This window comes from Ralstonia sp. UBA689, from assembly GCF_002298975.1.
In the GTDB taxonomy this organism is placed as follows: domain Bacteria; phylum Pseudomonadota; class Gammaproteobacteria; order Burkholderiales; family Burkholderiaceae; genus Ralstonia.
On the sequence record NZ_DBMV01000007.1, the window covers coordinates 18,511 to 32,181 of the forward strand.

The following is a 13,671-nucleotide window of genomic DNA, read 5'->3' on the forward strand; positions in this document are numbered from 1 at the left end:
CGCTCTTATCGCTTACCGCGCATCGACATCGAACAGCGCCTGGTTGGCGCCGCGCAGCACATGCTTCTGGATCTTGCCAGTGGCCGTCATCGGCAGCTTGTCGACCACGGCGATGTGCTTGGGCACCTCGAAGCCTGCCAAGTGTTCCCGGCAATGGGCCTGCAAGGCTGCGGCGTCGGCCTGTGCATCAGGCTTGAGGCAAACGAACGCCGCCACTGCTTCCACCCAATGCACATGCGGCAACCCGACCACTGCCGCGTTCGCCACCGCCGGATGGCGCAGCAGCACCTCCTCCACTTTGACCGACGGCACATTCTCGCCGCCGGTCTTGATCATGTCCTTGATGCGGTCTTTGAACTGGAGCTGGCCGTCGTCATCCCACATACCGAGGTCGCCGGTGTGGTGCCAGCCGAAGCGGCGCGCGTTGGCGGTGGCCTGCGGGTCCTTGTAATAGCCCAGCATGACGTTGGGGCCGCGGTGCACGATCTCACCCAACTGGCCGGGGCCGAGCAGATTGCCCTGGTCATCCATCACCGCCGCTTCGTTGACCATGCATGGCTGGCCCCAGTAGTTGCCGGTGTGCCGCAACTGCTGGTCGGGGGCGAAGTACATCGTCATCGGGAAGATTTCGGTCTGGCCGGAGCCGAGCGCAAAGTTTGGGCACACCTCGGCAATCAGACGCTCGAGCAGCGGCTTCGCCATCGGCGCCATCGCATACAGGCACAGACGCAGGCTGGAGAGATCACGCTGTGCGCGCAGCGGATGATGCAGCAGCGCGGCGTACATGAGCGGCAGGCCGAACAGTTGCGTAATACGCTCGGTGGCAATGGCGTCGAGCAACATGGCGGGATCAAACCCCCGCTGGATCACCAGCGTCGCGCCCAACGTGATGGCGGAAGCGGCGGTCGCAAACTGCGCGCAGTGGAACATCGGCAGGAGGCACGAGAACACGTCGGCCGCATTCAGGTTCAGGCCGGCAATGTTCGACATCAGCGCCGCATGCACCGAGCGGTGCGAATGCATGGCGCCCTTGGGCCGGCCGGTGGTGCCGCTGGTGTACATGATGAGCGCGAGGTCGCGTTCGTCGATGATGACGGCGGGCAGCGTATCGGCGTGGCCTTGCAGCGCCTGCGCGACGGTCAGCGGGCCGCCGACGGCCGGCTCGCCAAAGCCGACATGCACCGGCAGGTTCAATGCCGCCAGCGTGTCGCGCAGCGGGGGGAGCAGTGGCGCATCGACAATCACATGCCGCGCCTCGGCGTGTTCGAGGATGTAGCGCACATCATCTGGGGCGAGCATCGCATTGATGGGCACCCACACCAGCCCCGCCTTGAGGATGCCGTACGCCGCCACCAGGAACTGCGCCGAGTTTCCGCAAACCATGGCGACCTTGTCACCGGGCTTGAGGCCGCTGGCAAGCAAGTGATGCGCGTAGCGGTTGCTGTCTGCGTTGAGTTCGGCGTAGCTGATGCGGCGCGGGCCATCGACAAGGGCCTTCTTGGCGCCGAACTTGCGCGCACTGCGATGTAACGTATCGCCGAGCGCCACCCGGTTCAGCAGGTTGGCTTCCAGCGTGGTGTCTGGCGTGGCTTCGAACATGGGACGTCTCCTGTGGGACCGCATGACCTGCACGAAACAACCGAAAGAACAACAAGCGCGGCGCCTTCAGGCGGCCGCAATCTCCATCAGCAGGCCGCCCGGCGCCACCTGCGCGCCGACCTGGATGAACAAACCTTTCACCTCACCGGCCAGCGGCGCGGCAATGCTGTGTTCCATCTTCATCGCCTCGACCACCAGCAGCACCTGCCCGGCGGACACCGCCTCACCTTCGGCCACGTGCACGGCAACCACGCGGCCGTTCATTGGCGCGCTGATGCGGCCGCTTCCCGTTTGCTCGCCGTTGCGCTCGGCCTTGGCGTAAGTGGTGTCGACGGCGGTATGCTCGCGGCCGTCCAGCACGAAGTGGCAGTCGGTTTCGGTGACAGCGTAGTCGAGCTGGCACAGCGTGTCGCCCAACGCGAGAGTGAGGCGGCCGTCGGCCTCCGACAGGATCTGCACCTCGGCAATGCCGCCGTCCCATGTGAGTTCCCAGCGCTGCGCTGCGAGTGCGCGCACTCGCATCTCGATGGCCTCGCCGTCGAGCGTGAAGCGGCACAGCGCGGGGTAGGTGCGGCTGCTCGCCCAGCCTTGCAGCTCATCGGGGTAGCGATGCGCGCCGCCCTTGCGCAGATGCGTGAGCAACATCGCGGCCGCCTGGCAGACCGCTGCATCGGGTACGGCCGCTTGGCGCGTCGCCGCCGGAAAATACCGCTCGATGAACGCTGTCGATACATCGCTCGCTTGAAACGCCGGGTGCGTCACGCACTGCAGCAAGAACGCGCGGTTGGTCGGCAAGCCCAGCAACAAGCAGTCGTCCAGCGCATGCGCCAGACGGCGACAGGCATCCGCGCGGTCGGTGCCATGCGCGACGATCTTGGCGAGCATCGAGTCGTAGTACGGCGACACCACCAGCCCATCGGCCAGCGCGTGGTCCGTGCGCTCCTCGCGCGGCGCACGCCAGCGGGCGACGGTGCCACTCTGCGGTAGGAAGTTCTGCTGCGGGTCTTCCGCACACAGGCGCACTTCGATGGCGTGGCCGCCCTGCGCACGGCGCGCATCGATTTCGGCCTGCGCGAGCGGCAGCGCCTCGCCCATCGCCACACGCAACTGCCACTCGACTAGATCGACGCCGATCACCGCCTCGGTCACGGCATGCTCGACCTGCAGGCGCGTGTTCATCTCCATGAAGTAGAAGGCGCCATCCGGGGCAAGCAGAAACTCCAGCGTGCCCGCGCCCACGTAGCCAATGGCACGCGCTGCCGCCACCGACACCGCCCCCATGCGCGCACGCAGCTCGGGCGATACGGCGGGCGACGGCGATTCTTCGATCAGCTTCTGGTGCCGCCGCTGCACTGAGCAGTCACGCTCGCCCAGGTGAACGACGTTGCCATGCGTATCGGCAAATACCTGGACCTCGATATGGCGCGGCTCGACGATGGCCTTTTCGAGGATCAGCTCGCCGGAGGCAAAAGCGTTCTCCGCCTCGGAGCGCGCCGATTGCAGTGCCGCAGCAAAGTCTTCCGCACGATCGACGCGCCGCATGCCGCGCCCACCGCCGCCGGCTGCGGCCTTGATCATCACCGGATAACCGATGCGCTCGGCCTCTTGCGCCATGCGCGTGTCGGATTGGTCCTCGCCCTGGTAGCCGGGCACGCAGGGCACGCCGGCGGCTTCCATCAACCGCTTGGCACCGGCCTTGTTGCCCATGGCGCGAATGGCGTCGGCCGGCGGGCCGATGAAGACGAGGCCGGCATCAGCGCACGCGGCGGCAAAAGCGTCGCTCTCGGCCAGGAAGCCGTAGCCGGGGTGAACGGCTTCGGCGCCGGAGCGGCGTACGGCCTCCAGCAACGCAGCGATGTTCAGGTACGACGCCTGCGGCTGCGATGCGCCGATCGGCAAGGCAAGGTCTGCGGCGCGGCAATGCGGCGCATCGCGGTCGGCGTCGGAATACACGGCAATGGTGCGCATCCCCAGGCGCCGTGCGGTGCGCATGATGCGCAGCGCGATCTCGCCCCGGTTGGCAATCAGGACAGAACGGAAAGCTGCGTGCGGCTTGGCCATCGCTCAGCCCTTCTTGCCCGGCAGCGTGTTCATGTACTTGCAGATGATGCCGAGCATCACCTCGTCCGCGCCGCCGCCGATGGAGCCCAGGCGCCCGTCTCGGTAGTAGCGCGACACCGGGTTGTCCCACGTAAAGCCCATGCCGCCCCAGAACTGCATGCACGCATCCGGCACGACGCGCGCGAGGCGTCCGGCCTTGAGCTTGGCCATGGAAGCCAGCTCGGTCACATCCTGCCCGTGGATGTAGAGATCGCACGCGCGGTAGGTGAGCGCACGCAATGCCTCCACCTCGGTCTTCAACTCGGCCAGCTTGAAGTGCACCCACTGGTTGTCGAGCAGGCTGGCGCCGAACAGCTTGCGCTCGCGGCCATACTCGATGGTGGTGTCGATGCACATCATCATCGACTCCAGGCTGCTGGCCGCCGCCCACATGCGCTCCTCCTGAAACTGCAGCATCTGGTACGTAAAGCCCTTGCCCTCCTCGCCGATGCGGTAGCGCTGCGGCACGCGCACGTCGTCAAAGTAGATGAGGCCGGTGTCCGACGAATTCATGCCGATCTTGCGGATCTTCTTGCCGACTGACACCCCCTTCGTGTTCATCGGCACGATGATGAGCGACTTGTTGCGGTGCGCAGCATCGTCCGACGTGTTGGCCAGCAGGCACATCCAGTCGGCCTGCAGGCTGTTGGTGATCCACATCTTGCTGCCGTTGATGACGTAGTCGTCGCCGTCCTTGCGCGCGGTGGTCTTGATGCCGGCCACGTCGGACCCGGCGCTCGGTTCCGACACGCCGATGCACGCCACCGCGTCGCCGGTGATGGCGGGCGCGAGAAACTGCGCGCGCAGTTCATCCGAGCCGAAGCGGGCGAGTGCGGGCGTTGCCATGTCGGTCTGCACGCCGATGGCCATCGGCACGCCGCCGCAGCGAATGTGGCCGAGCGTCTCGGCCATTGCCATCGCATACGAATAGTCGAGGCCCAGCCCGCCGAACTCGGTCGGCTTGGCAATGCCAAGAAAGCCCAACTCGCCCATCTTCTTGAAGAGCTGCTTGGCGGGAAACATCTCAGCCTCTTCCCACTCGTCGACGTGCGGGTTGATGTCGCTGTCGATGAAGCGCCTGAGGTTGCGTTGCAGTTCCTGATGCTCGTGGGTGAAGTGCATGGTGTTTCGCTCCGGTGGTCCTGACTGATTCGCTTGTTTGTGTGGGCGCGGCTACGGTCGCGCAACGCCGAACTGGATGGGATGCAGCACACGGCGGCGCGCCTCGTCGCACACGGCCAGCACGCAGGCCAGCACCTTGCGCGTGTCGCGCGGGTCAATCACGCCGTCATCCAACAGGCGGCCCGAGATGGTGAACGCGCCGGACTGCCGCTCGAAGGTGTCGATCACCTTGGCGCGCATTGCCTCGATGGCCTCGTGGTCGACGGTCTGCGTCTTGCGCTGCATGCTGGCGGCCATGACGGTAGCCATCGTGCCGGCGGCCTGTTCGGCGCCCATCACTGCGGTCTTGGCGTTGGGCCAACTGAAGCAGAAATCCGGGAAGAAGCCGCGCCCCGACATGCCATAGTTTCCCGCCCCGAACGACGCGCCGCAGTGCACAGTAATGCGCGGCACGGTAGCGTTGGACATGGCCTGGATCATCTTCGAGCCGTGCTTGATCATGCCCGCCTGCTCCGACGCCTTGCCGACGATGAAGCCCGTGGTGTTCTGCAGGTAGAGCAGCGGCGTATCGGACTGACAGGACGCCTGGATGAAGTGCACCACCTTTGTGGCACCCGCCGGGTCGAGCGGCCCGTTGTTCGTAATGACGCCGACGCGCATGCCACAGATGGCCGCATGCCCGGTGATCGTCGCGGGTCCGTAGTCGGGCTTGAACTCCAGGAAATCCGACCCGTCGGCAATGCGTGCGATGACCTCCCGCATGTCGAGCGGTTTGCGGTGATCGGTCAGCGCAATGCCGAGCAGTTCTTCCGCATCGAAGCGCGGCGGTGCATACGGCCGATCCGGCGCCGGCACATCGCGGTTCCAATCCAGCGCAGCCACGAGTTCGCGCGCGATGCGCAGCGCATCCGCATCGTCTTCGGCCAGGTATTCAGCCAGGCCCGAGGTGGTGGCGTGCATCTCGGCGCCGCCCAGTTCCTCTTCGGTAGCGATTTCGCCCGTAGCCGCCTTCAGCAGCGGCGGGCCGGCCAGGAACGCGCGCGCGCGGTCACGCACCATCACCACGTAATCCGACAGACCCGGCATGTACGCGCCGCCGGCCGTGCTCGACCCGTGCACCACGCTGATCACCGGAATGCCCGCCGCCGACAGCCGCGCCAGCCAGTAGAAGCCGCTGCCCCCGTGGATGAAGGTTTCCACGCGATAGGTCAGCAGATTGGCGCCGGCCGATTCGACCAGGTGGATGAACGGCAGCTTCTGCTCCAATGCAATCGCCTGCGCACGCTGGAACTTCTCGATGCCCATCGGCTGCACGGCACCGGCGTCGATGCCCGCGTCGTCCACGATGATCATCGCGCGCACGCCGCTCACCCAGCCAATGCCAGCGATGAAGCCACCACCGGGAATCGAGCGTGCGGGGTCCGCGTGGTCCAGGCAGAAGCCGGCCAGCGTCGACAGTTCAAGAAACGGTGCGCCGGCATCGAGCAGGCGGCCAAGCCTGTCACGCGGCAGCAACTGGCCACGCTGCTCAAAGCGCGCGCGCGACGCCTCGGACTTGTCGCGCGTGCGGGCTTCCAGCGCGCGCAACTGGTCGACCAGCTCCGCGAGTGCGGCGTGGTTCTGCTGGTAAGCGTCGCTCTGCTGGACGATGCGCGATTCAATGGCCGGCATCGTTGCCCTCCTTGTCTTGCAGCACCTTGGGCGTCACCGCCAGATGGAAACCGTTGAACGGCTCCGCGCCGTGCCGGGGCGCGCGCATCGGCGTGCCCGGCCGCACGTTGGGCCGGCCGCCGTCCACCCGCAGCGTCGTGCCCGTGATGAACGCCGCGGCCTCCGACAGCAAATACACGATGGCCGCCGACACCTCCGCCTCGGTGGCAAAGCGCCCCAGCGGCACGGTGCCCGGCATGCTGCGGATGGTCTCGGCCATCCATGGCGGATATGCGTCCATGCCCGAAGAGGCCACATAGCCCGGCGCCACCGCGTTCACGCGTACGCCGTACTGCGCCCACTCGAACGCCGCCGTCTCGGTCAAGTTGACCATGCCCGCACGCGCCGCACCCGAGTGCCCCATGTTGGGCATGCCGCCCCACATGTCGGCAACGATGTTGACGATGGCGCCGCCGTGCAACTGCATCGCCTGGTTCAGGCACTCGCGCGCCATCAGGAAACCGCCCGTCAGGTTGGTCTGCAGCACGGCCTCCCAGCCCTTGGCGGAGATCTCCTTGAGCGGCGCCGGAAACTGTCCGCCCGCGTTGTTGACCAGCGCGTCGATGCGACCGTGCTCGCCATAGATCTGCGCCACCAGCGCCTGCACCGCCGCCTCGTCGCGGATGTTGCACACATAGGCATGCGCGGTGCCGCCGGCCTCGACGATCTCGGTGCGCACGGCGGCAAGCTTGTCGGCATTGCGCCCCACCAGCGCCACCGCCGCACCCAGCGACGCCAGCTCATGCGCGGTGCACCGGCCGATGCCGCTGCCCCCGCCTGTCACGATGGCCACCTGGCCCTGGAACAACCCTGGTCGAAAGACTGAGCGATACATGGTGTGTCTCCCTATTGAGCGTTAGACCCAGCCGAGCTGGCGTGCGGCGAGATCGCTGAGGATGTCCTCCGCGCCGCCGCCGATCATGTAGACCTTCACTTCGCGGTAGATCCGCTCCGACTTGGTGCCGCGCATGAAACCCATGCCGCCGAGCAGTTGCACGGCCGTGTCGGCGCAGAATTGCAAGCTTTGCGTGGCGAAGTTCTTCAGCATGCACAGTTGCGCGACTGGTGATTCGCCGGCCTGCAGGCGGCGCATCAGATCTTCGAGCAGCGCGCGCGTGGCTTCGATGCGCGTGGCCATCGCCACGAGTTTCTGACGCACGGCCTGATGCTGCACCAAGCGCTTGCCGAACGTCTCGCGCTGGCTAGCCCATTCCACAGCTTCGGCCAGGCATACGCGGGCCAGGCCGTAGGCTTGCATCGCCAGCGCAAGGCGCTCGTGGTTGAAGTTGCGCATGACCAGCGCGAAGCCGGCATTCTCCTGGCCGAGCAGGTTTGCGGCGGGCACGCGGCAGTTGTCGAAATGCAGTTGTGCCGTGTCGGAGCACCACCAGCCCATCTTCTTGAGCGGCGTGCGTGACAGGCCCGGCGTATCGCCGTCGATCAGCAGCACGGAAATACCACCCGCCCCCGGCCCGCCCGTGCGCACGGCCACGGTCAGGTAGTCCGCGCGCATGCCGGAGGTAATGAAGATCTTGCTGCCGTTGACGACGTAGTGATCGCCGTCGCGCACGGCGCGCGTGGCCAGGTTGGCAACGTCCGACCCGCCCGAGGGCTCGGTGATGGCCAGCGCGCTGATCTTCTCGCCCGACAGGATGGCGGGCAGCACGCGTGCCTTCAGTTCCGCCGAGCCGCCAGCCACGATGGGCGGTGCGCCGATGGTGTGGCTGAACAGCGAAGCAAGCAACCCGCCGCTGGCTGCGCGCGTCAGTTCTTCGATCATCGCCAGTTCCATGAACAGGTCGCCCGGCGTGCCGCCGACTTCCTCGGGAAAGCCGAGGCCCAGCAGGCCAAGATCGGCAGCCTCGCGATACAACTCGCGCGGGAAGGTTTCGGCCTCTTCCCAGGCGTCGATGTTCGGCAGCACGGCCCTGTCGACGAAGCGGCGGACGGTTTCGCGAAACGTGTCGTGCTCTGCGTTGAACTGCATGGACGGCAACAGGCCTGCGTACATGGTCGCCTCGTTGGTTAGGGGTGATCGACCGGCACGCGCACCGGCATCGCCAGCAGCACCTGCGCCATGCCCTTGCCCAGCGGATCGTTGCGCAGCGACGCCATGCCGCCGCCACCGAGCGCCTGCTCGCAGACGAAGTTGAGCGCGTGAATGCCCGGCAGCTCATAGCGGGTCACGGGGCCCTTCACAACGTGCGCGAGGTACGCAGCCACCGCGCCTTCGGTCAGCTGCGCGCGCAGCAGCGGCATGTCTTCCGGCCGGCGCGCGATGACGCCGATGTTGGACGTATCGCCCTTGTCGCCGCTGCGGGCGTAGGCAAGTTCGATGAGCGGGACTTCTCGGGTCGGCGCGGTTGACGGCGCAACGGGCGCAGATGCTGCTGCCGACGATGCATTGAGCGGCACGCCACCGGTCGGCACCGCCACGTCAATGGTCTGCCCACCCAGCAGAGTCACGCGCGGCTGCAGGCGCGCCTTGTCGAGCAGGAAGGCGAACTGCTTAACGGCGGGCACCACGCTGGGCCGTCCGCCCGCGCCCGTCGTGCCGGGTGCCCACGATGTGCCGGCCGGTGCAATCTCACGTGCAAAGAGTTCCAGCGCCTGCCTGTTCGGATGCGCCACCGCCAGCCACATCACCGATTCAAAGCGCGGCACATCAGGCTGATGCGGCCCGAACAGATACGCAGAACCCAGCGTCTCGATATGCGTGGCGCTGTAGTCCGGCAAGCCGAGCTTGCGGAACAGCCCACGCGTGCGCTCAAGAATCGCCTCGGCCGTGCGGCGTGCCTTGCGATCGGCGTCGAAGCCGACCACGGTGAGTTGGCCGGTGGCGCGATAGCCATCGGCGTACGTAGCGCTCACCTTGTAGTCTGGCGTCGGGGCCAAGCCGCGTGCGCCGCGCACATCGACGCGATGTTCGCCGGCCTGCGCCATCGTCACATGCGCGAAGTCGCACACGACGTCGGGCAACACGTAGCGCGCCGGATCGCCGATCTCGTACAGCAATTGCTCGCCCACGGTGGCAGGCGTGACGAGGCCGCCCGTGCCTGCCGGCTTGGTGACGATGAAGCTGCCGTCGTTCCGGCATTCAACGATGGGGTAGCCGCTGTGCGCCCAGTCGGGCACGGCTTCCCAATCGGTATGCAAGCCGCCAGCGCCCTGGCAACCGCATTCGAGAATGTGCCCGGCAAGGCTGCCGGCAGCGAGGCGATCGTAGTCGTCGGCGGCCCAGCCGAAGCTGTGCATCAGCGCGCCGAGCGTGACGGCGCTGTCGACGCAGCGGCCAGTGATGACCACCTGCGCGCCCGCGTCGAGCGCCGCCTTGATCGGCAGCGCGCCCAGATATGCGTTGGCGCTGACCACCTTGTCGGGCAGCGGGCGACCGCTCTGCATCTCGCGCACGCCTTTATCGCGCAGCGCGGGCAGCAGCGGCATCACATCGTCGCCCTCCACCACGGCAATGCGCACGCTCACGCCCAGCTCATCGGCCAGCGCCTGCAGGGCAGCCGCACACCCGCGTGGGTTCACGCCGCCCGCGTTGGCGATGATGCGGATGTTCTGCGCCAGCGCATCCTTGAGCACCGCGCGCATCGCCACGTTCACGAAGTCGGTGGCGTAGCCCAGCTCCGCGTTCTTCATGCGCGCACTGGCCAGCAGCGACATTGTCAGTTCGGCCAGGTAGTCGAAGACGAGAAAGTCGAGGCGCCCCGAGGCGACGAGCTGCATCGGGCCGGTCACGCTATCGCCCCAGAAGCCGCTGGCGCCGCCGATGGAGACGGAGTTCTTTTGCATGTCAGCGGCCCGTCCAGTTGGGTGCGCGCTTCTCGCGAAAAGCGGCCTGCCCTTCCTGTGCGTCTTCAGTGAGGGCAAACAGGCCGATCTGGCTTTCAGTAAAGGCCATCGCCGGCTCGAAGCCCAGATGCTCAACCTGCTTGAGCGTATACAGCCCACGCCGGATGGCCGAGGGCGATTTGTCGAGCAACCGTGCCAGCAGCGCGTCGACGGCAGCATCGAGCGCTTCGGGCTCGGCCACCGCGTTGACGAGGCCGGTGGCCAGCGCGCGCTCCGCATCCATCGGCTCGCCGGTCAGGCACAGCTCGTTGAGCACGCGGCGCGGCAACTGGTGTTGCAGCACGGCCAGCACCTGGGCCGGAAACAAGCCCACTTTCACTTCAGGCAAGCCGAACACGGCATTGCGGCTGGCCACCGCCAGATCGCACATCGCCAGCAGCCCCATGCCGCCCGCCATGCAGGCACCGTTCACCCGCGCAATGAGCGGCACGGTGCAGCGGCGCGCTTGGCGGAACAGGTCGGCCAGGGCCTGATGCGGCTGGGAATAGTCGAAGCGGAAGGATTGCCCGGTCTGCAGATCGGCCCCCGCGCAGAAAGCGCGCGTGCCGGCGCCGGTCAGCACCACGGCGCGCACAGCCGGATCACGCCCGGCATCGGCCAGCGCCTGGCCCAGAGCGTCGATCACCGCGCCGTTGATGGCGTTGCGACGGTCTTCACGTTGGATGGTCAACCACAGCGCTTGGCCGCGCTGCTCAATGAGGAGTTCCGGGTCGGTGCTCACGCGATGCTCACCTTGGAAGAGAGATTCGGTTGGACAGCCTGCCCGGCAATACTAAATCATTTGATTGAATAAATGGAAGCCTTCAAACGCGGAACGTGCCATGTTGTGACGGGGCAGAGGGTTCAGCATCCGCAACATCTTGATCTGTCAGCCAATTTTCCTGGTGCGTAAGAATGCCGCCAGCCAATGCCTTGACGCCCCTGCGCCTAAACAATAATAATTCTCATTTGCATCAAATATGTAACCAAATCTCTCAAGGGAGCGAACACTCGGCCATGCAAGCAGCACAGACGGAGCGCAAGCGCGCGGAACATTCGGTGGTGGGATACCTGACGGGGGCGATGAGCTTTGCCATGGCCTCCGCGCCGGCAGTCGCCGACACGAAGAAAGACGCTGTGACGACCACCCTGCCGGCGCAGACCGTCACCGGCAGCAGCGGCTTCAAGACCGACGAAGCCTCGGGCGGCAAGTTCACCGCACCGCTGGTCGACACGCCCAAGTCCGTCACTGTGATTCCGGCCGAGATCTTGCAGGACACCGGCTCTGCCACGCTCACCGAGGCGCTGCGCACGGTGCCAGGCATCGCGTTTGGCGCGGGCGAAGGCGGCAACCCGGTGGGCGACCGCCCGTTCATCCGCGGCTACGACGCGCAGGCCAGCACCTTCCTCGATGGGCTGCGTGACATCGGCGCGCAATCGCGCGACATGTTCAACGTGGAATCGGTGGAAATCATCAAGGGGCCGTCGGGCGCGTATGAAGGGCGAGGCTCAGCGGGCGGGGCGATCAACATCGTCTCGAAGCAACCGAAGCTGGAGCACTTTACCGAGGGCACGCTGTCGGTGGGCAACGCGGCTTACAAGCGCGCCACAGCCGACGGCAACTACCAGATCGGCGAGCACGCGGCGTTCCGCCTGAATGCGCTGTACCACGATGCCGGCGTGCCGGGCCGCGACGTGACGAGCTTCAGCCGCTGGGGCATCGCGCCGGCCATTGCCTTCGGGCTGGGCACGCCCGCGCGCGCCACGCTTTCGTACTACCACCTGCAGTCGAACGACACGCCCGACACCGGCATCCCCTACAACAACGGCACGTTCAACCGCCGCACCGATGGTCGCCCGCAACTGTTCGGCCCCGGAGACGGCGCACCCGTGGATGTCGATCGCAATGTCTACTACGGCCTGTCGCGCGACTTCCGCCGCGACCGCGTCGACATGGGCACGTTGGCGCTGGAGCAGGATGTGTCCAGCACACTGAAACTGCGCAACACCACGCGCGTCGCCCGCACCAGCCAGGACTACATCTGGACCCAGCCCGACGACAGCCAGGGCAACATCTACTACGGCATGGTCTGGCGCCGCACCAACTCGCGCTACTCTGTCGCCAACACCATCGCCAACCAGACCGAGGCGACCGGCAAGTTCGAAACTGGCAGCTTCAAGCACAGCTATGCGGCAGGCGTGGAGTTCTCGCGCGAGCACAGCAGAAACGACACCTACAGCGTCGCCACCGGCAGCAACCGCTGCCCAAACGGCACGGGCACGGCGGGTGGTTACAACTGCACGAGCCTGTTCGACCCGAACCCGCATGACCCGTGGTCCGGCACCATTGCGCGCAACAACAATCCGGCGGAGACGACCGTGCGCACGCAGTCGGTGTACGTGTTCGACACCGTCGAGCTGTCGCCGCGCTGGCAGATCAACGGCGGCATCCGCTACGACCGCTACTCGGCTTCGGCCACCACGTCGGCCAACGCACAGGGCGTGCGCTCCAGCTTCTCGCGCGACGACAACCTGCTGAACTACCAACTCGGCCTGGTCTTCAAACCCGCGCAGAACGGCAGCATCTATGTGGCCTATGGCACGTCGTCCACACCGAGTGGCTCGGTAGCCGGGCAAGGCTCCGATACCAGCTCACTTACACCGGACCGTGCAGGCAATCGCGGCGACGTGCTGGCCCCCGAGAAGAACCGCGCCTACGAACTCGGCACCAAGTGGAACGTGCTGGACAACAAGCTGGCGCTGACCGCGGCCGTCTTCCGCATCGAAACCACCAACGCACGCATCGTCCAGCAGGACGGCACCGCCGCCATGGCCGGCAACAAGCGCGTGGACGGCTTCGAACTCGGTTGGTCGGGCGCGCTCACCAACAAGTGGCAAGTGTTTGGCGGCTACACGTTCCTGAAGAGCGAACTGCGCAACAACGGCGGCGCGGGCGCGGCCTTCGGTGGCACCAACGGCGCCGCATTCCCCAACACGCCCAAGAACAGTTTCAGCCTGTGGACAACGTACCAGCCGATGCCGAAGCTCACATTGGGCGGCGGTGCGTATTACGTCTCGAAGGTCTGGGGCAGCACCAACCCCGCCAACCCGAAGTGGGTGCCCGCGTACTGGCGCTTTGACGCGATGGCCGCTTACCGCATCGACAAGCACGCCAGCCTGCAACTGAACGTGCAGAACCTGTTCGACAAGACGTACTTCAAGCAGGCCTATGCATCGCACTATGCATCGCTAGCACCGGGGCGCGCGGCGATCCTGACGTTGGGCATCCGATACTGAGCC

9 protein-coding genes are annotated in these 13,671 nt (G+C 66.3%); 1 reads left to right on the forward strand and 8 read right to left on the reverse strand.

The window, feature by feature from the left end; genetic code table 11:
- Nucleotides 1-12 precede the first annotated feature (12 nt).
- From B4F51_RS03345 to B4F51_RS03380, 8 genes are all read right to left on the reverse strand, one after another.
- On the reverse strand, nucleotides 13-1,599 hold the full coding sequence (locus B4F51_RS03345) for an AMP-binding protein (RefSeq protein WP_296223672.1): 1,587 nt from the start codon (nucleotides 1,597-1,599) through the stop codon (nucleotides 13-15).
- 66 nt (nucleotides 1,600-1,665) lie between these two features.
- Nucleotides 1,666-3,660 carry an acetyl/propionyl/methylcrotonyl-CoA carboxylase subunit alpha gene (locus B4F51_RS03350; RefSeq protein WP_296223673.1) on the reverse strand — a complete coding sequence of 665 codons (1,995 nt, stop codon included), beginning with the start codon at nucleotides 3,658-3,660 and terminating at the stop codon, nucleotides 1,666-1,668.
- A gap of 3 nt (nucleotides 3,661-3,663) precedes the next feature.
- The gene (locus B4F51_RS03355; RefSeq protein ID WP_296223674.1) at nucleotides 3,664-4,821 is read right to left on the reverse strand and encodes an acyl-CoA dehydrogenase family protein; all 1,158 of its coding nucleotides are present in this window, start codon (nucleotides 4,819-4,821) and stop codon (nucleotides 3,664-3,666) included.
- Nucleotides 4,822-4,872: 51 nt separating this feature from the next.
- Complete coding sequence (locus B4F51_RS03360) at nucleotides 4,873-6,492, reverse strand: acyl-CoA carboxylase subunit beta (RefSeq protein ID WP_296223675.1); 1,620 nt, start codon at nucleotides 6,490-6,492, stop codon at nucleotides 4,873-4,875.
- Nucleotides 6,479-7,366, reverse strand: a complete 888-nt coding sequence (locus B4F51_RS03365; RefSeq protein WP_296223676.1) for an SDR family oxidoreductase — start codon at nucleotides 7,364-7,366, stop codon at nucleotides 6,479-6,481. Before B4F51_RS03365 ends, B4F51_RS03360 begins: the two co-directional genes overlap by 14 nt.
- Nucleotides 7,367-7,387: 21 nt before the next feature.
- On the reverse strand, nucleotides 7,388-8,542 hold the full coding sequence (locus B4F51_RS03370) for an acyl-CoA dehydrogenase family protein (protein WP_296223677.1): 1,155 nt from the start codon (nucleotides 8,540-8,542) through the stop codon (nucleotides 7,388-7,390).
- Between the two features lie 14 nt (nucleotides 8,543-8,556).
- On the reverse strand, nucleotides 8,557-10,332 hold the full coding sequence (locus B4F51_RS03375) for an acyclic terpene utilization AtuA family protein (protein WP_296223678.1): 1,776 nt from the start codon (nucleotides 10,330-10,332) through the stop codon (nucleotides 8,557-8,559).
- 1 nt (nucleotide 10,333) lies between these two features.
- The gene (locus tag B4F51_RS03380) at nucleotides 10,334-11,113 is read right to left on the reverse strand and encodes an enoyl-CoA hydratase/isomerase family protein (protein ID WP_296223679.1); all 780 of its coding nucleotides are present in this window, start codon (nucleotides 11,111-11,113) and stop codon (nucleotides 10,334-10,336) included.
- Nucleotides 11,114-11,388: 275 nt separating this feature from the next.
- Between B4F51_RS03380 and B4F51_RS03385 the strand changes: the two genes are divergently transcribed.
- The gene (locus tag B4F51_RS03385; RefSeq protein ID WP_296223680.1) at nucleotides 11,389-13,668 is read left to right on the forward strand and encodes a TonB-dependent receptor; all 2,280 of its coding nucleotides are present in this window, start codon (nucleotides 11,389-11,391) and stop codon (nucleotides 13,666-13,668) included.
- Nucleotides 13,669-13,671: the final 3 nt, after the last annotated feature.

Coding starts and splice junctions, on each gene's coding strand:
- B4F51_RS03345 (WP_296223672.1), bottom strand. CDS start 1,599: ATGTTCGAAGCCACGCCAGACACCACGCTGGAAGCCAACCTGCTGAAC.
- B4F51_RS03350 (WP_296223673.1), bottom strand. CDS start 3,660: ATGGCCAAGCCGCACGCAGCTTTCCGTTCTGTCCTGATTGCCAACCGG.
- B4F51_RS03355 (WP_296223674.1), bottom strand. CDS start 4,821: ATGCACTTCACCCACGAGCATCAGGAACTGCAACGCAACCTCAGGCGC.
- B4F51_RS03360 (WP_296223675.1), bottom strand. CDS start 6,492: ATGCCGGCCATTGAATCGCGCATCGTCCAGCAGAGCGACGCTTACCAG.
- B4F51_RS03365 (WP_296223676.1), bottom strand. CDS start 7,366: ATGTATCGCTCAGTCTTTCGACCAGGGTTGTTCCAGGGCCAGGTGGCC.
- B4F51_RS03370 (WP_296223677.1), bottom strand. CDS start 8,542: ATGTACGCAGGCCTGTTGCCGTCCATGCAGTTCAACGCAGAGCACGAC.
- B4F51_RS03375 (WP_296223678.1), bottom strand. CDS start 10,332: ATGCAAAAGAACTCCGTCTCCATCGGCGGCGCCAGCGGCTTCTGGGGC.
- B4F51_RS03385 (WP_296223680.1), top strand. CDS start 11,389: ATGCAAGCAGCACAGACGGAGCGCAAGCGCGCGGAACATTCGGTGGTG.